Below are 16,569 nucleotides of genomic sequence, written 5' to 3'. Positions count from 1 at the left end.
CGCCGGGAGCGCCGGGGCCTTCAGTAGACGACGAGCGCCTGCGGCGAGTGGTAGCTGACGATGGTCAGCACCGGGATGCGCGGCGCCTCGGCGTCATCGTCCGTGCCGCCCGACGTGAGCCGCACCCCGTCGAAACGCGCCAGGAACACGTAGTCGCGGCGGGCCTCCAGGAATGGATCCGCGCCCTGCAGCCTGCCCAGGGCCTCGCGGCCCGTCTCGTCGGAGATGTTGTCGTAGTGCTTGCGCGTCGTGGTGACGCTGCTGCGCTCCCGCGTGCTCACGCTGCCACCCAACTGCCCCGGCCCGGTGAGCTGCGTCTGCCCGCCCATGTCCCCGGAAGAGATGCTGGAGATATCGTACGTCTCACCGAGGCCCACCGGCGCGTTCGTCTCCACCGAGGCCAGCGTGTGCTCCACCAGCCAGACGGTGGGCTTCTCCCCTTCCGAGCGCTGATCCGCCACGCGCGCGCGCAGCATGACGTAGCGGCCCTTGTACGTGTCGGGCCGCTCCACCGCGGACGCGAGCGAGAAGATGGGAATCTTGCGCTCCTGGAGATACTGAAGCTCGCCGGACACGCTGCCTCCGCGCTGGGCGACGACGCGCGCGATGAGCGAGGCCGCGTCGGGACGCACGCTGAGGTCCTGAGCCCAGGCGCCTCCCAGCAGCGCGCGAATCTGGGTGAAGGGCGTCAGCTCGATGCAGGCCTTGAGCGCCGCCCAGCCCTCGTCGCGCGACTCCGCCTGGAGCCGGCGCGCGGCGGCCTCACACAGCGCCGGATTGGGATAGCGCGCGGCGAAGGCCTTGGGGTCGGCCGACGCGCGGAGCGGCGGGGCCTCCGGCGCGCTCGTCACGAGGGGGGCCTCCTCGCGAGGCGAGGCCTCCGTCCACGTGACGTGGGAGTGCGACGCGCCGCAACCGGCGGCGAGCGAGCCCAACAGGGCCCAGGTCGAAAGAGGCCAAGAATGGTGGCGCATGGAGCTGACTCCTAGAGCGAGGCGGAACCGGAACGCGAGGAGCGCTGCCGCTCATGGGCGGTGGGCGCGGAGGAGGCTCCCGACTGCGCGGGCAGCGCGACGGAGCATGCGTCCTCGCAGCGCTCGCTCAGGCACGCGAGCGTCGCGGGAGAGGTCTGTTGCTGGGACACGTCCGCGTAGCACCGGTCCGCCGCTCCGGGGCAGCCCTTGCGCGCGGCGCACTCACAGCACGGCGCGGCCACGGTGGCCATGAGCTGCACTTCCTGGAGGACACTGGACAGGCCCCGGTAGCAGGTCCTGGCACCCGGCGCGAAGCGGCCCTTCGCGTCCACGATGGGCGAGTTGCCTCCGAGTCCGCACTGGTCGGCCGCGGTGAGATAGCGGCGCTCACACAGCGAGATGAGCGTCGCGTCGGTGCGACCGTCGCGGGCGTTGCCCACGGACTCCGTGCACAGCGCGCGGGAGATGTCCTTGAGCAGCTTGCGGTTCGCCGTGTCCTGTTCGGTGGTGGCCGCGCTGGCCGTGGCGTCGGATTCGAAGACACACTCCTTGCCTTCGCGAAGCGTGTCGATGGTGCACGCCCACGCCGTTGGAGAGTCATTGGAAACGGGCGGCGCCGCGAGCGCGTCCGGCGACAGCACCGGAGGAGTGGCTTCGGGAGTGGAGCCCAACAGGAAGAGGGAGACGAGGATCGCCTTCATGGACATGGGAGGTTAGGCCGTTGGTGAGCGACACACAAACGGTGCTTCCATGCACTGTTCTCGGATGGCGCATATCGCCATCCAGTTGTCCGCTCCCGGGCACCCTCCCCCACCTGGGTCGAACATGCCCACGTCCTCAAGCCTGGGCCCGAGAGTGCGATTCCAGCACCATCTCGCGGGATGTTCCCCATTGAGCGCGTGGTGCGTACTGTTCCCACAGCGGCCCCAGGAAGAACCGGCCGAAGCGGTCCATTGCCAACGTCCCCGCGCCCTCTCGTCGAGCGGGCTGCATGCTGGAGATGAGCGAGAGGAACTGGCCCACTCCCAGCGTCAGCACACCGGCGCCCACCACCGGCCCCTGGGCATTCATGCCCTCATGGAGCTGGCACAAAAGCCGCGTCGAGCCCTTCCACGCATCCTCTTCTTTCCGGTCGACGACGACCTTCGTCCCCGCCAGGAAGTAGTCGCGCCCTTGATGCGGAAACCGCAGTCCATAGGCCATCACCCGCGTGCCGGGTGTCTCCGGGGGCCGGAAGATGTTGAAGCTTCCACGCCGCACCGGCAGGTCCTCGCCGAACGGCGCGAAGCTCAGCCGCGCCACCAGCCTCGCCGAACACTTCACGTCACTGACAAAGGCGTCCAGGCCGCTGACGCTGATGGTGCAGTGGACCGTCATCGTCTGGGCCTCCGGATGCAGCGCGCCCTCCGTCGGGTCCGTGACGCCGAGCGTGAACCGCCCCGTGAGCGACTCGACGAAGGTCAGGTCGGGTGAGGGCTCCGTGGTCCGGGTCATCTCCGGGGTGAGCGGCAGGCCTCGAGCGCCACACACGTCGAGATAGCGCCACGTGTCCGAGTACCCCATGTCGATGAGGGCCGCGGCGGTGGCACGACCCGCGTGGAGGTCCGGGTCGAGCGCGAGCGGACGCTCGGGCTTGATGAGATGCACGGCGATGGGGCGCCGGTGGCCCAGCACGACTTCGCCCGCTTCGATTCGCGCGTTGATGTCCTCGATGACACGAAGCTGTGCGAACAGCGCGCCGTTGGCGCTCATCTCCACGAGATAGGCGTACTGCTCGAAGAGGCCATCGTCACGGACGGGCGTGTTGCCCACGCACCACAACACCCACAGCTCGTTCGCTCCCCGGCGCACGGCCTCGAGCAGGTGCGTCTCCTGCGTCCACAGCGCATCCGTATAGAGCCTGCCCTCCCGCTCCACCGGGGGCATGAGGATGGGCGGCGAGATGGCCGCCAGAAGCAGCTCCTTGTCCAGCTCCCGATGGGGGATGGCCATGTCTGTCTTCCGCGCGAAGTCACAGACGTGGAACGTGCCCTCCACGAGTGAGCTGGCGCGGATGGCCGACAAGTCGATTCCCAGGTGGGGGAAGACGCGTTGGAGGACCTTCTCCGGGTCCCCCAGCGGCTCGACATGGAGCACGTCCAGTGACTTCCTCGGGGCCGCATGGGACAGGAAGTCCTCCACTGACAAGGTCCGCCACCGCGCGCACGCCTCGCCGGGTGACACGCCGGACAACAACATCGCCAGGTTGAGGGAGCCCGCGGACGTCGCATCCGCGAAATGGAAGCCGAGGTCCGCATCCTCCAGTGCGCGAATCGCTCCCGCCTGCCAGGCCGCGCGCAGTCCACCGCCCACGAGGATGAGCGCGCGCTTCCGTGGGCCGAGCGTGTCCACCGGCCCACCCCTCCGCTCCTCCGTCGCATCAACCACTTCCGAATGGGACGCGCGTTCCAGCTCCGTGTCGGAGGCCCGCGCGGTGATGTCTTCGGGGGGCGGCGGTTCGAGAGCGCGCTGCTCTGGCCGCAGGCCGTCCTCACGCCGCCACTTCCAGGGGGCCTTGCGGCTCGACACCTCCCAGGCCCCCCGCTCCGTGAGCAGGAGGTAGCCGAACACCAGCACCCCACCGACCAGGCACACGAGCGCGAGGACGAGCAGCGGGGACAAGCGTTGTCCCACCAGCACGGACAGGTACAGCTCCGCCGCGACCGCGATGAGAATCGCGGAGAGGATGGCGAGCGCCCGGCGCCCGGATGGATTGGACGGTTCGACTGGCATGACGCGGGCCCCCTCGTCTCGACTCGACCAGGTGCCTCACGCTCGTGACGGATTGAACGCGAGACCCGCCCCCTCCGGCGGCACGGCGTCAGCCAGGGGAACCTTCCGAAAACGTGGGCCAGCGTCCGGGGACGCGCAACCCACGCGCGGGTCGCGAATGCCAGCGACGGGCCTTCTGTCCGGGCCTCGATTCACCCGCGAAGCGCCACCTCGGCCACTCGGGTCATGAAACACTGGGCGCTGGAGCAACAACCCAGGCACCCGAGGAGACCCCATGTCGCGACAGCCAGGCTCGAACTGGACGGCCTATGACGGTGGCACGTCCCTGGGGTGGATGGGCTCGCAGGGCGGCACCATCGCTCGGGATGAAGAGCAGGAGGGCCAGCTCCGCCTCACCTACGAGGTGGATGACTCGCGCTCCTTCCACGCCCTCACCTGCTCCGTGACGGGCTGGCTCCTCCACCACCGCTTCTTCGACAACGCCGAGCAGGCCCTGTCCGAATTCGAGGCCATGAAGCCGGCGCTCGAGGACCTGCGCGCCCAGCTCCGCGAAGGCGGTCCAGGCTCCCCGGAGGAAGCACGTCGGGGTGGACCGGTGCTCGCCGCGTTCCTCGCGCGCTTCTCCTGACGCCGTTTCCTCCGCGACATTTCCAGCCGGCCTCCGTTGAGGAGGACGACGGCTCCGGAGCGCTCCATGTCACCCAAGAAGAAGTGGTCGAAGCTGGATGTGGCGCTGCTGTCCGCCGTCGAGAAGTCGAACGCCAAGGCGGTGGCCAGGCACCTGGCGGACGGGGCCAGCCCCGACACGCGCGATGCCAAGGGCGACTCCGTGCTCCACACGGCGTGCTCCGAGAATGACGTCGACATCGTCCGCCTGCTGCTCGACGCGGCGCGGACGTGAAGGGGCTGGCTGGAGCATGGCGCGCGGGTGGACGCGGTCGACTCCCATGGCTCGTCCGCGTTGATGCAGGCCGTGCGTTACGGAAACGTCAGGGCGTTCGAGCGGCTCATCGCCAAGGGCGCGGACGTCCACCTCACCACCACGGATTCGGATGGAAACACGGCGCTGACCATGGCGCTCGACCTGGACGAAGTCTTCGGAGAGCCCTCCGCGAAGGTGTTGGGCGCGCTGCTCCGCGCGGGAGCGAATCCGAACAAGCCCAATGCGCGCGGCTGGTATCCCCTTCACCTCGCGGCCCATCTCGAGGACCCGAAGTCCGTCACGCTGCTCCTTGCCGCGGGGGCGGACCCGAAGGCCACGAGTCAGCGGGGCTACTACCCCATCGACACCGCGAGCTTTCGCGGGAACACCCGGGTGATGAAGCGCCTGCTGGCCGGAGGAAGCCCCACGCTGGCGCAGGCCACGGAGAATCGCGCCGAAAGCGTCTGGAAGCGCATTGGCGCGTGGGCCGCCCGACGCGACAAGACCTATGCGCAGGGCCTCGAGAACACCCGCCCCGCGACCGAGGCGCGCGTCGCGGCCCTGGAGAAGGCGCTCGGGGCGGAGCTGCCGTCGGACTTCCGCGCGTTCCTCCTCCGATTCGGAGGGGGGACTCCCCCGGGAAAGCCCGGCGTGTCCATCGCCGAGTACGCGGTGCTACCCGTGGAGCGGATCCTGAGCCGCTGGGAGGGGCTCCGGGACCTGGTGCAGAAAGGCACCTTCAAGAAGGCCACGCCCCATGAGCTGTCCAAGTCACAGAAGAAGGTGAAGTGGACCTGGTGGCATCCGGGCTGGGTCCCGTTCGTGGAGGATGGCGGGGGCAATCTCAAATGCGTGGACCTGGAGCCGGGCCCCGAGGGAACCCGTGGCCAGGTGATTGGCTGGGAGATTCGCGGCGGACCGCTGCGTCCCTACGCGCCCTCCATGGAGGAGTTCCTGGAGCACTATCTGGAAGACCTTGAGACCGGACGCATCGAGCTTCAAGAGGACTGAGCCGTCTCCGGTGGGTTCTCGGCGGCCAGCGTCTCGCCCGAGAAGCACACCTCGAGCCCGCCGTACTCGGACGGGCTCAACGTCAGCGCCCAGCCGTGCACCTGCGCGACGTGGTGGGCGATGTGGAGGCCCAGTCCCTGTCCTTCCGGAGCGCGAGTCCGAGCGATGTTGCCTCGGACACCCCGCTCCAGGATGCGCGCCCGCTCCTCGTCGGGGATGCCGGGCCCATCGTCGATGACCCGGAGCGCGAAGCGGCCCGCGCGAGTGCTCTCCAGGACGACGGCGACATGTCCGTCCTCGCGGCCGTAGCGCACGCCATTGCCCACGACGTTGCTCACGGCCTGCTCGATGAGCGTCACGTCACCGAGGACGCGCACGGGCGTCGCGGGCACACCGCTCTCCAAGGAGATGCGCTGCTGTCGGGCGATGGGCTGGTGTCTGCCGAGGACCCGGGCAATCACGTCATTGAGGTCCACGGGCGCGCGCTGGACGTGTGGCGCTCCGGCCTCCAGGCGAGTCGCCGCGGTGAGGTTGTGGACCAGTGAGGCCATGTAATGCGCCTCGCTCATGGCGGAGGCCACCTCGGCCGCGTTCACGGGCTCGCCTCGGGAGACGCGCTGCTGCATCGCGGACAGGTTGCCCTGGAGCACGGTGAGCGGCGTCATCACGTCGTGCGTCGTGTTGGCGAGGAAGTCCCGCAGCCCCTGCTCACGGGCCTCCTGCTGCGCCATCCGCGATTGAATCTCCGCGCGTGCCTCCTGGAAGGCACGGGCCAGGTCGGCGACCTCATCGTCGCCGCGCACGGACACGGGCTGCTCGTAGCCACTGCGCGCGGAGGCACGCACGTCCTCGGTGAGCATCCGGATGCGTCGCACCACGGGGCCCAGGGCCAGCACCACCGCCGCGACGACGATGGACACGAGCAGGCTCCAGTCCTTGAGCGGTGGAAGGAAGGACGACGAGGGGCCGGGGGGCTCCATGCGACGGGCGAGGACATAGGCACAGGGCCCGTCGTTCCAGGGCATGCGCACGAGCAACTCGAGGACCCGACGCCCGTCCTGCTCCGAGCGCCGCGCGACCGTCACCCCTTCGAGTGCGTCCTCCCGCATGTCCTTCGTCAGCGCGGGTGCACGGGGGTTCCGGGAAGCGAGCTGTGCGTCATAGGGAAAGAAGATCACCCGAGGCGGCGCGCGCCCATCCGGCCCCAACGGAGGTGGGCCGCCGAAGTCCTCGGTGCCGCCCGCGCGAGGCGGGGGTGGACCGTTGAAGGTGTCGGGGCCACCGCCTCGTCCGGGCGGTGGTAGACCGTCGAACGTATCGGGTCCGCCAGGGCGTGGCGGACGTCCCTCGCCCAGGTCCGACGCTCTCGGCGGAGGTTCCCCGCGAGGTGGCCGCGCATCGCCATCCCCCGACCTCCTCGGAGGCGGCGGAGGTCGCCCATCATCGGGCCCGGGTGGACGACCGGGAGGCGCGGGGCGCTCGGAGGGCCTCGGCCGCCACGTCTCGGGCGCGGCCTCACAGCGGGTGCGCTCCACCTGCATCTGCGCGAGCGTTGAGGCCTCCAGCACCTCTTCCTGCGAGCTGTCGCGCAACGATTGCTGGAAGTACGCCATCGCCACCACGACGGGCAGCACCGCCGCCATCGCCGTGAGCGCCAGCCGCAAGCGGAGCTTCACGAACCATCCCCCGCCACCAACCGGTAGCCCACGCCCCACACCGTCTCCACGCACTGCGCCGGCGCCAGCTTCCGCCGCAGCCGCGACACGTGCACGTCCAGCGTCCGCTCCGTCCCCTCACGCTCCGGATCCAACACGTGCTCCACCAGCCACTGCCGCGTCACCGCCTCACGAGGCCTGCGCGCCAGCGCCGCGAGCACCTCGAACTCCACCCGCGTCAGCTCCACCACCCGCCCCTCCACGCGCACCTCTCTCGCCTGGAGATCGACGCGCAGCGGCCCCAGCTCCAGCGCCGCATCCGCCTTCTGGAGCACCGGCCTCCGCAGCCGCGCGCGCACCCGCTCGATGAGCTCTTCAGGCCAGAAGGGTTTCGTCAGGTAGTCATCCGCGCCGAGCTTCAACGCACGCACCTTGTCCAGCGTGTCGTTGCGCGCGCTCAGGATGAGCACCGGCACCTCCGAGAAGCTCCGGAGCGCCTTGAGCATGTCCAGCCCGTATGTCCCTGGCAGCATCAGGTCCAACACCACCAGGCCCACGTCGGGAAGCTCCCCGGGCAGCAGGGTGCGCCCCTCCGTCCACCACAGCGCCTCGAAGCCCGCGCCCCTCAACTGCTCGACGAGCTGCGCGCCGAGCCGAGCGTCGTCCTCCACCAGCAGGATTCGCTCCCCCATGTCCCGCTCGCCTCCTCCCACCCGGACACCGAGGTGCCGTCATGAATGGATGAATGAAAGCCGACGGTATCCCGAAAGTCTTAAGACTCCCTTAACAGGAGCGGCTCAGTCCGGGCCGGCCTGCCTGTCGCGGAGCAAGGCGGCGAGCTTCTCCAACGCGAGCCTCGCCCGGGTCTTCACCGTTCCGAGCGGGTCTCCCGTGCGCGCGGCGATCTCCCGCTGCGACAGGCCCTCGAAGTAGGCCAGCTCGACGACTTCGCGCTGCTCGGGGGGCAACGTCATCATCGCCCGGCGCACCCGCACGCGGTCCTGTCCATGCGACGTCGCTTCGTCCGGAGCGGGAGGCGTCGCGCTCTCCGGCGGCGGGTGGTGGGCCGCGCCCTCGGCGACGCGCGCGGCGGTGCCCATGGAGCGCAGCCGGTCGATGGCGCGCGTCCGGGCGATGGTCGACACCCAGGTCTCCAGCCCGCCGCGGTCCGGGTCGAAGTCGCGAGCGCGCCGCCAGACCTCGAGGAACGCCTCCTGGAGCACCTCCTCCGCGTCCGCTCGCGAGGGCAGCAGCCGCAGCATCACCGCGAAGGCCCTGGCCGCGCACCGCGCATAGACCTGGCGCATGGCCACGCCGCTGCCCAGGGCGACCTGCTGGAGCAGGGCCCTGTCGGCGGCGGGGTCGCTCGCCCGCTGAGCAGAGGGTGGAGGAAGCGCCATGTCCTTCCCGGATACCGCAATCCGAGGTGCGGATCCCAGCTTCATGTATGGGCAGCCGGGCAGTCAGCCCCTTTGAGGCCAATGGGTGGGCGTCCCCGAACGCCATCCCTAACGTTCACGAGCCAACGCGGCCGACGCGCAAGTCGTCCTTCATCAACGCACCCCGCGACACGCCGCCCAGCTTCACCCCACCTCAGACCTATAAGGGCCGCGAGCCGATATGAAAGACCGAATCGGGAGCGTGTTCATCGAGGGAATCAAGCCCCAGCTCGACGGCGGGCGCCACGCCGTCAAGCGCGTCGCCGGAGAGAGCCTCACCGTCCGCGCCGACATCTTCAAGGAGGGCCATGACGTCCTGGTCGCCGTCGTCCGCTGGCGTCAGGCTTCCCCACAGGAGCAGCAGACCGACTGGCGCGAAGTCCCCATGCGCCCGCTCGGCAACGACGTCTGGGAGGCGGAGTTCCCCCTCGCCCGGAATGGCCGCTACCAGTACACGATTGAAGCCTGGCCGGATCTCTTCCGGACGTGGACATCGGAGCTGAAGCGCAAGGTCGACGCGGGCCGGGATGTGCGCAGCGAGCTGCTGGAGGGCGCGGCGCTGCTGGAGGGCGCGGCGGCCCGTGCTCGAACGGTGGACGCGGACGACGCGCGAGTGCTCACCGAGGCCGCGGTGCGGATGCGTCAGCCTCCGACGCCGGACCTGCTGGCCGTGGCGCTGGCGCCGGAGCTGGCGACGGTGGCCTCCACGTATCCGGACCGCGCGCTGGCGCGGCGGCACGAGCCGGCGCTGGAGGTCTTCGCGGACCGGCCCAAGGCGCGCTTCGGCGCGTGGTACGAGTTCTTCCCCCGCTCCGCGAAGCGCGATGGCCGCACGCATGGGACGTTCCAGGACTCGGAGGCGTGGCTGCCCTACGTCCAGGGCCTGGGCTTCGACGTCATCTACCTGCCTCCCATCCACCCCATTGGCCGCACCGCGCGCAAGGGGAAGAACAACAGCCTCAAGGCGGGCCCGGAGGACGTGGGCAGCCCGTGGGCCATCGGCGCCGCGGAGGGTGGACACAAGGCGGTGCACCCGAGCCTGGGCACGCTGGCGGACTTCCGTCACTTCGTGCAGGCCGCGCAGTCGTACGGCATCGAGGTGGCGTTGGACCTCGCGTACCAGTGCTCTCCGGACCACCCTTATGTGAAGGAGCATCCGGAGTGGTTCCAGCGCCGTCCGGATGGAACCATCAAGACGGCGGAGAACCCGCCCAAGCGCTACGAGGACATCGTCAACTTCGACTGGATGGGCCCCGCGCGAGAGGCGCTGTGGACGGAGCTGGAGTCCGTCGTGTTGCACTGGGTGCAGCAGGGCGTGCGGACCTTCCGCGTGGACAATCCCCACACCAAGCCCATCCAGTTCTGGGAGTGGCTCATCCGCCGCGTGCAGGACCGCCACCCCGACGTGCTCTTCCTCTCCGAGGCCTTCACCCGCCCCAAGGTGATGAAGGCGCTGGCGAAGGTGGGCTTCACCCAGTCGTACACGTACTTCACGTGGCGCAACTTCAAGGGCGAGCTCCAGGAGTACCTGGAGGAGATCACCACTCCGCCGGTGTCCGACTACTTCCGCGGCAACCTCTGGCCCAACACGCCGGACATTCTTCCGGAGCTCTTGCAGAACGCGGGGCCCGGTGCGTTCCGGCTGCGCGCGGCGCTTGCCGCGACGCTCTCCTCGGTCTACGGGATGTATTGCGGCTTCGAGCTGTGCGAGGGCCGCCCGTTGCCCGGCAAGGAGGAGTACCTGGACTCGGAGAAGTACCAGCTCGTCGCGTGGGACCCGGACCGACCGGGGAACATCCGGGACTGGATTGCTCGCCTCAACAACGCGCGCCTCACCCAGCCCGCGTTCCACACCTACGACACGCTGCGTTTCTTCGAGTCGGACAACGAGCGGGTCCTCTTCTACGGCAAGCGCACTCCGGACGGCACCAGCACGGTGCTGGTGGCGGTGAGTCTGGATCCATACTCGCCGCAGGAGGCGCTGTTGCGACTTCCGCTGGAATGGCTTGGCGCGAACGCCGATGAGACCTATCAGGTGCACGAGCTGATGAAGGACGAGCGCTCGTTGTGGCAGGGCTCCGACGTCCAGGTGCGCCTGACTCCCGAGCAGCCCGCGGCCGTGTGGGCCGTCTACCGCTTCCGCCGTACCGAGCACGCGTTCGACTACTACGAGTGACAACCCGAGAGGCGTATGGACCTGGATCCCCTCTGGTACAAGAAGGCCCTCATCTACGAGCTGCACCTCCGAGCGTTCCACGACGCCAACGGCGACGGGCATGGCGACATCCCGGGCCTGATTGAAAAGCTCCCATACCTCCAGGACCTGGGCGTCGACTGCCTGTGGATCCTCCCCCACTACCCTTCTCCGCTGCGCGATGACGGCTACGACATCGCGGACTACTACGGCGTCCACCCGGACTACGGCACGCTGGCCGACTTCCAGCGGATGGTGGAGGAGGCCCACAAGCGCGGCATCCGCATCATCACCGAGCTGGTGGTCAACCACACCAGCGACCAGCACCCCTGGTTCCAGGAGGCGCGGAGCGATCCGAAGAGCCCCAAGCGCGACTGGTACGTCTGGAGCGACACGGACGAGAAGTACAAGGGCGCGCGCATCATCTTCACGGACACCGAGCGCTCCAACTGGACGTGGGATCCGGTGGCCAAGCAGTACTTCTGGCACCGCTTCTTCAGCCACCAGCCGGACCTGAACTACGACAACCCTCAGGTGCAGGAGGCGATGCTGGACGCCATGCGCTTCTGGCTGAACATGGGCGTGGACGGCTTCCGCTGCGACGCGGTGCCGTACCTGTTCGAGCGCGAGGGCACCAACTGCGAGAACCTTCCGGAGACGCACGCCTTCCTCAAGCGCCTGCGGAAGACCATCGACGCCGAGTACCCCGGGAAGATGCTGCTGGCGGAGGCCAACCAGTGGCCCGCCGACGTGCGCGTCTATTTCGGCGACGGCGACGAGTTCAACATGGGCTTCCACTTCCCGGTGATGCCGCGCCTGTTCATGGCCATCCGCCGCGAGGACCGCACGCCCATCGTCGAAATCATGCAGCAGACGCCGGATATCCCCGACACGTGTCAGTGGGCCCTCTTCCTGCGCAATCACGATGAGCTGACGCTGGAGATGGTGACGGACGAGGACCGGGACTACATGTACCGGGAGTACGCCACGGACCCTCGGATGCGCATCAACCTGGGCATCCGTCGCCGGCTCGCGCCGCTGATGGACAACGGGCGCCGGCGAATCGAGCTGATGCACAGCCTGCTCTTCACCCTGCCCGGCACGCCCGTCCTGTACTACGGCGACGAGATTGGCATGGGGGACAACATCTACCTGGGCGACCGCAACGGCGTGCGCACGCCCATGCAGTGGACGGGAGACCGCAACGCGGGCTTCAGCCGGGCGGACTACGCGCGCCTGTACGCGCCCGTCATCGCGGACCCCGTCTATGGCTACCAGTCCATCAACGTGGAGGCGCAGGAGCGGGTGAAGTCCAGCCTCCTGCACTGGGTGAAGCGGATGATTCGCATCCGCCAGCGCTACCCCGTCTTCTCCTTGGGAACGCAGCGCTTCCTTCCCATGGAGAACCGCAAGGTGATGGCCTTCGTGCGGGAGTGGGAAGGCCAGACGGTGCTGGTGGTATGCAACCTGTCCCGCTTCGCGCAGCCCGCGGTGATGGACTTGCGAGACTGGGAGGGCATGGTGCCCGTCGAGATGATTGGCGAGACGCCCTTCCCTCGAATCAGTGACCTGCCCTATCAACTGTCGATGGGCCCCTACATGTTCTTGTGGTTTCGGCTGGACAAGCCGCTGCCGGGAGGAGGAAGCCGCGCGTGACGACCTTGGACCTGACGAAGCTGCCGGAGTACCTCAAGAGTCAGCGCTGGTTCGCCGGGAAGGCCTGGCCCATCAAACAGGTCAGCGTGGTGGACCACGCCAACCTGGACGCCTCGCCGTGCAACCTGTCGCTGGCCGTGGTGGAGGTCGCCTACGAGCTGGGCCAACCCGAGCGCTACCTGCTGCCGGTGAAGCCCTCGTCGGATGGAATCCGGGACGCGCTGGAGGACGACGGCTGCATTCGCGCCCTGTTCGACCTCATCCGTGACGGCGCCCAGCTCCCCTCCGCTTCGGGCCGCATCGTGGGGGAATGGATCGCCGGGCCCGAGGGCCTCTTGGGCCTGCCCTCGCCGCTCACGGTGCGCCGGTTGATGGTGGAGCAGAGCAACACCTCCATCGTGCTGGGCGAGAAGGTCATCGTGAAGATCATCCGCAAGCTGGAGGCCGGGGTGAACCCCGAGCACGAGGTGGGGCGCTTCCTGGCCACGCGGACGACGTTCCGGGCCACCCCCGCCCTGCTGGGCGCGCTGAGGCTGGAGGGCGCCGCCGGAGCGACGCTCGCGCTGGCGCACCGCTTCATCCCCGACGCGGTGGATGGGTGGAAGTACACGTTGGACAGGCTGCGCCAGGCGCGGCCGGTGGGCGACCGCTTCCTGGAGGAGATGGAGGAGTTGGGCGGGCGGCTGGGAGACCTGCACCTGGCCTTCGGCTCGGCGCCCATGGACGACGCGGCCTTCGCGCCGGAGCCGTTGCTGCAGGAGGACCTCCAGCGCTGGAGCGCGTCCATCGTCGGCGAGCTGGGGGTGACGCTGGCGGAGGCGGGCCGGCTCCATCCGGACCTGGAGGGGCGCCGCGAGGGGCTCATCGAGTACGCGAAGCGGCTGGCCCAGGTGGCGCCGTCCGGACAGAAGATCCGCATCCACGGCGACCTGCACCTGGGCCAGGTGCTGCGGGCCAACAACCAATGGCTCATCTTCGACTTCGAGGGTGAGCCGGCGCGCAGCTTCACGTCGCGGCGGGAGAAGTACAGCCCGCTGCGAGACGTGGCGGGGATGATTCGCTCGTTCGACTACGCGGAGGCCACGGTGGCGCTGGAGGGCGGCACGCCGCGCGGGCGCGTGGGGCCCAGCCGGGCGGCATTCCTGGAGGGATATCGCAAGGCGACCCAGGGGGCGGCCTTCCTTCCCACGGACGCCGCGGCATTCGACACGATGTTGCGCGCGTTCGAGCTGGAGAAGCTCCTGTACGAAGTGAGGTATGAGATGCAGAACCGGCCTGACTGGGTGCGCATCCCCGTCGAGGCCCTCTTGCGGATGGAGGAGTCCCAGTGAGGAAGCCCGCGGAAAAGATGCAGGTCGACGCGGAGCTGCGGCGCGTGGTGGAGCTGCGGCACCCGGAGCCCCACTCCGTGCTCGGCATCCATCCGGACGGCGACGGCGTGGTGGTCCGCGCCTTCCGTCCTGACGCCGTGGCCATCCACGTCCTCCCCGAGTTCGGAGGCCGCGTCCCGATGACGCACCGCCAGGACGGCGTCTTCGAGGCCCGCATCAACGGACGGGACAAGACCTTCGGATATCTCTTGGAGGTGGAGTACCCCGGCAAGCGCGTCTTCACGCTGAGAGACCCGTACAGCTTCCTTCCCACGCTCGGGGAGATGGACCTGTACTACGCGGGTGAGGGACGCCACGAGCGGCTCTGGGAGCGCATGGGCGCGCACCTCCTCCACCACAACGGCACGCGAGGCGTGTCCTTCGCGGTGTGGGCGCCCACGGCGGCGGGAGTCTCCGTCGTCGGCGACTTCAACAGCTGGGATGGCCGGCTGCACTCGATGCGGCGCATGGGCGCGTCGGGCATCTGGGAGCTGTTCGTTCCGGAGGTGGGCGAAGGCGCGCGCTACAAGTTCGAGATTCGCCCCGGCCAGGGCGGTCCTCGCGTGCTGAAGTCGGACCCGTTCGCCTTCCGCACCGAAGTGCCCCCGGCCACCGCGTCCGTGGTGCATGACCTGGGACGCTACGGCTGGGGTGATGGCGCGTGGCTGGAGACGCGCACGAAGAAGTCCGACGTCACGCACCAGCCATGGAGCGTGTACGAGGTGCACCTGGGGAGTTGGCGCCGCGTGGTGGAGGACGGCGATCGCCCCATGACGTACCGCGAGCTGGGGCCCGCGCTGGCCGAGTACGTCAAGCACATGGGCTTCACGCACGTGGAGCTTCTGCCCGTGTCGGAGCATCCCTACGGTGGTTCGTGGGGTTACCAGGTCAGTGGCTACTACGCGCCCACCGCGCGCTTCGGCCATCCGGACGACTTCCGCTTCCTGGTGGACCACCTGCACCAGGAGGGCATCGGCGTCATCGTCGACTGGGTGCCCGGCCACTTCCCCCGGGATTCCGCCGCGCTGGGCGAGTTCGACGGAACGGCGTTGTATGAGCATGCGGACCCTCGCAAGGGCGCGCAGCCGGACTGGGGCACGCTGGTCTTCAACTTCGGCCGCAACGAGGTCCGCAACTTCCTCATCGCCAACGCGCTGTTCTGGATTGAGGAGTACCACATCGATGGCCTGCGCGTGGACGCGGTGGCGTCGATGCTCTACCTCGACTACAGCCGCAAGCAGGGCGAGTGGATTCCCAACCGCTGGGGTGGCCGGGAGAACGAGGAGGCCATCCAGTTCCTGCGCGAGCTGAATGAGACGGTGCGCCGCAAGCATCCGGGCGTCGTGGTCATCGCCGAGGAGTCCACCGCGTGGCCCAAGGTCTCCTCGCCCGTGAGCGAGGGCGGCCTGGGCTTCCACTTCAAGTGGAACATGGGGTGGATGCACGACACGCTGTCGTACTTCTCCAAGGACCCCATCTACCGGCAGTACCACCACAACCAGCTCACGTTCGGCCTGCTGTACGCGTTCAGCGAGCACTTCATGTTGCCGCTGAGCCATGACGAGGTGGTGCACGGCAAGGGCAGCTTGTACGGGCGCATGCCGGGAGACCCGTGGCAGAAGCGCGCGAACCTGCGCTCGCTGTTCGCGTGGATGTGGGCGCACCCGGGCAAGAAGCTGCTCTTCATGGGCGGTGAGTTCGGCCAGCCGTCCGAGTGGAACCACGACAAGAGCCTGGACTGGCATCTGACGCAGGACCCGGGACATCAGGGCATCCAGCGCCTCGTGGCGAAGCTGAACCACGTCTACAAGGAACTGCCCGCGCTGCACGACGCGGACAGCGAGCCGGTGGGCTTCCAGTGGCTCCAGCCGGACTCCGCGTCGTCGAACGTGCTGGCCTTCATCCGGCGCTCACGGCAGCCGGGGCGCCACGTCGTCTGCGTGGCCAACCTCTCCCCCACCGTGCGCGAGAACTACCGCGTGGGCTTCCCGCTGCACACCCACTACGTGGAGATCCTCAACTCCGACGCAGGCGAGTATGGCGGCTCCAACGCGGGGAACATGGGTCAGCTCCACACGGAGGCCACGGGCTGGGATGGACAGCCGGCTTCCGCGCTGGTCACCCTGCCCCCGCTGTCTGTATTGTGGTTCACGCCGGGCTGAAGACAAACAAGACATGAGACACAATCACAGGCGCCTCGAAATGTCTGTGATTGTGTTGGTTTTTCGTCGCGAGCCGTCGCGGCCACCCCTGAAAACCACTGAACATCCAGCCATGTAGGCATGGGCCTCGTGCGCTCCTGTGCCCAAGGGCGAAACGCCTGGGTTCCAGGGGCGAAAAACCACTGATCATCGGAGCATGTGGGCACGGGATTTCTCGCAAGGCCGATCGCCGAGTGATCGACTGGCCTCGAGTCCTGGAGGCGCTTTCCGACTCACTGATGAGGCGTTCAGTCATCTTCAAGCCCGCGTTATCAGGCCGAAATGGGCTCAACCCCTGATGATTTTTGGACAATCTGGACCGAGCCGGGGGGTGAAAAGCGCTGATGTTTCGTTCATGTAGGCACGACCTCTGAG

General features: G+C 68.5%; 12 protein-coding genes and 1 pseudogene. 7 read left to right on the top strand and 6 right to left on the bottom strand.

The window, feature by feature from the left end:
* Positions 1-20: 20 nt before the first annotated feature.
* The 3 genes from G4D83_RS37890 to G4D83_RS37880 all read right to left on the bottom strand — a co-directional run bounded on the left by G4D83_RS37890 (position 21) and on the right by G4D83_RS37880 (position 3,746).
* Positions 21-974 (bottom strand): hypothetical protein, encoded by a 954-nt coding sequence (locus tag G4D83_RS37890; protein ID WP_163869795.1) that lies wholly within the window; start codon positions 972-974, stop codon positions 21-23.
* 11 nt (positions 975-985) lie between these two features.
* Positions 986-1,681 (bottom strand): hypothetical protein, encoded by a 696-nt coding sequence (locus G4D83_RS37885; RefSeq protein WP_163869794.1) that lies wholly within the window; start codon positions 1,679-1,681, stop codon positions 986-988.
* 130 nt (positions 1,682-1,811) lie between these two features.
* Positions 1,812-3,746, bottom strand: coding sequence for a patatin-like phospholipase family protein (locus G4D83_RS37880; protein ID WP_163869793.1), 1,935 nt, complete (start codon positions 3,744-3,746; stop codon positions 1,812-1,814).
* A gap of 274 nt (positions 3,747-4,020) precedes the next feature.
* Between G4D83_RS37880 and G4D83_RS37875 the strand changes: the two genes are divergently transcribed.
* The 3 genes and pseudogenes from G4D83_RS37875 (at position 4,021) to G4D83_RS37865 (ending at position 5,679) form a co-directional block, all read left to right on the top strand.
* The gene (locus G4D83_RS37875) at positions 4,021-4,374 is read left to right on the top strand and encodes a hypothetical protein (protein ID WP_163869792.1); all 354 of its coding nucleotides are present in this window, start codon (positions 4,021-4,023) and stop codon (positions 4,372-4,374) included.
* A gap of 66 nt (positions 4,375-4,440) precedes the next feature.
* A pseudogene (locus G4D83_RS47345) lies at positions 4,441-4,815 on the top strand (ankyrin repeat domain-containing protein); the annotation flags it as partial.
* Positions 4,816-4,818: 3 nt separating this feature from the next.
* Positions 4,819-5,679, top strand: a complete 861-nt coding sequence (locus G4D83_RS37865; RefSeq protein WP_420826691.1) for an SMI1/KNR4 family protein — start codon at positions 4,819-4,821, stop codon at positions 5,677-5,679.
* Here the strand turns inward: G4D83_RS37865 and G4D83_RS37860 are convergent.
* The 3 genes from G4D83_RS37860 to G4D83_RS37850 form a co-directional block, all read right to left on the bottom strand.
* A complete protein-coding gene (locus tag G4D83_RS37860) occupies positions 5,667-7,355 on the bottom strand; it encodes a sensor histidine kinase (RefSeq protein WP_240357047.1) in 1,689 nt (562 codons plus the stop codon). The two genes, G4D83_RS37865 and G4D83_RS37860, sit on opposite strands and share 13 nt — an antisense overlap.
* Entirely contained in the window at positions 7,352-8,026 is a 675-nt protein-coding gene (locus tag G4D83_RS37855) for a response regulator transcription factor (RefSeq protein ID WP_163869789.1), read from the bottom strand. Before G4D83_RS37855 ends, G4D83_RS37860 begins: the two co-directional genes overlap by 4 nt.
* Before the next feature lie 105 nt (positions 8,027-8,131).
* Complete coding sequence (locus G4D83_RS37850; RefSeq protein WP_163869788.1) at positions 8,132-8,734, bottom strand: sigma-70 family RNA polymerase sigma factor; 603 nt, start codon at positions 8,732-8,734, stop codon at positions 8,132-8,134.
* 220 nt (positions 8,735-8,954) lie between these two features.
* Here G4D83_RS37850 and G4D83_RS37845 point away from each other — a divergent pair, with 220 nt between their 5' ends.
* From G4D83_RS37845 to glgB, 4 genes are read left to right on the top strand one after another with little or no spacing between them, the layout of a single operon-like run.
* Complete coding sequence (locus G4D83_RS37845) at positions 8,955-10,949, top strand: alpha-1,4-glucan--maltose-1-phosphate maltosyltransferase (protein WP_163869787.1); 1,995 nt, start codon at positions 8,955-8,957, stop codon at positions 10,947-10,949.
* A gap of 15 nt (positions 10,950-10,964) precedes the next feature.
* Positions 10,965-12,623 (top strand): maltose alpha-D-glucosyltransferase, encoded by a 1,659-nt coding sequence (gene treS / locus G4D83_RS37840; RefSeq protein WP_163869786.1) that lies wholly within the window; start codon positions 10,965-10,967, stop codon positions 12,621-12,623.
* On the top strand, positions 12,620-13,954 hold the full coding sequence (locus G4D83_RS37835) for a maltokinase N-terminal cap-like domain-containing protein (RefSeq protein ID WP_163869785.1): 1,335 nt from the start codon (positions 12,620-12,622) through the stop codon (positions 13,952-13,954). Before treS ends, G4D83_RS37835 begins: the two co-directional genes overlap by 4 nt.
* On the top strand, positions 13,951-16,155 hold the full coding sequence (gene glgB, locus G4D83_RS37830; protein WP_163869784.1) for a 1,4-alpha-glucan branching protein GlgB: 2,205 nt from the start codon (positions 13,951-13,953) through the stop codon (positions 16,153-16,155). The genes G4D83_RS37835 and glgB overlap by 4 nt, the downstream gene beginning before the upstream one ends.
* The last annotated feature ends 414 nt before the right edge of the window (positions 16,156-16,569 follow it).

The sequence above is a fragment of the Myxococcus eversor genome (assembly GCF_010894455.1).
Lineage (GTDB): Bacteria > Myxococcota > Myxococcia > Myxococcales > Myxococcaceae > Myxococcus > Myxococcus eversor.
This window is presented reverse-complemented; position numbering and strand designations above follow the sequence as displayed.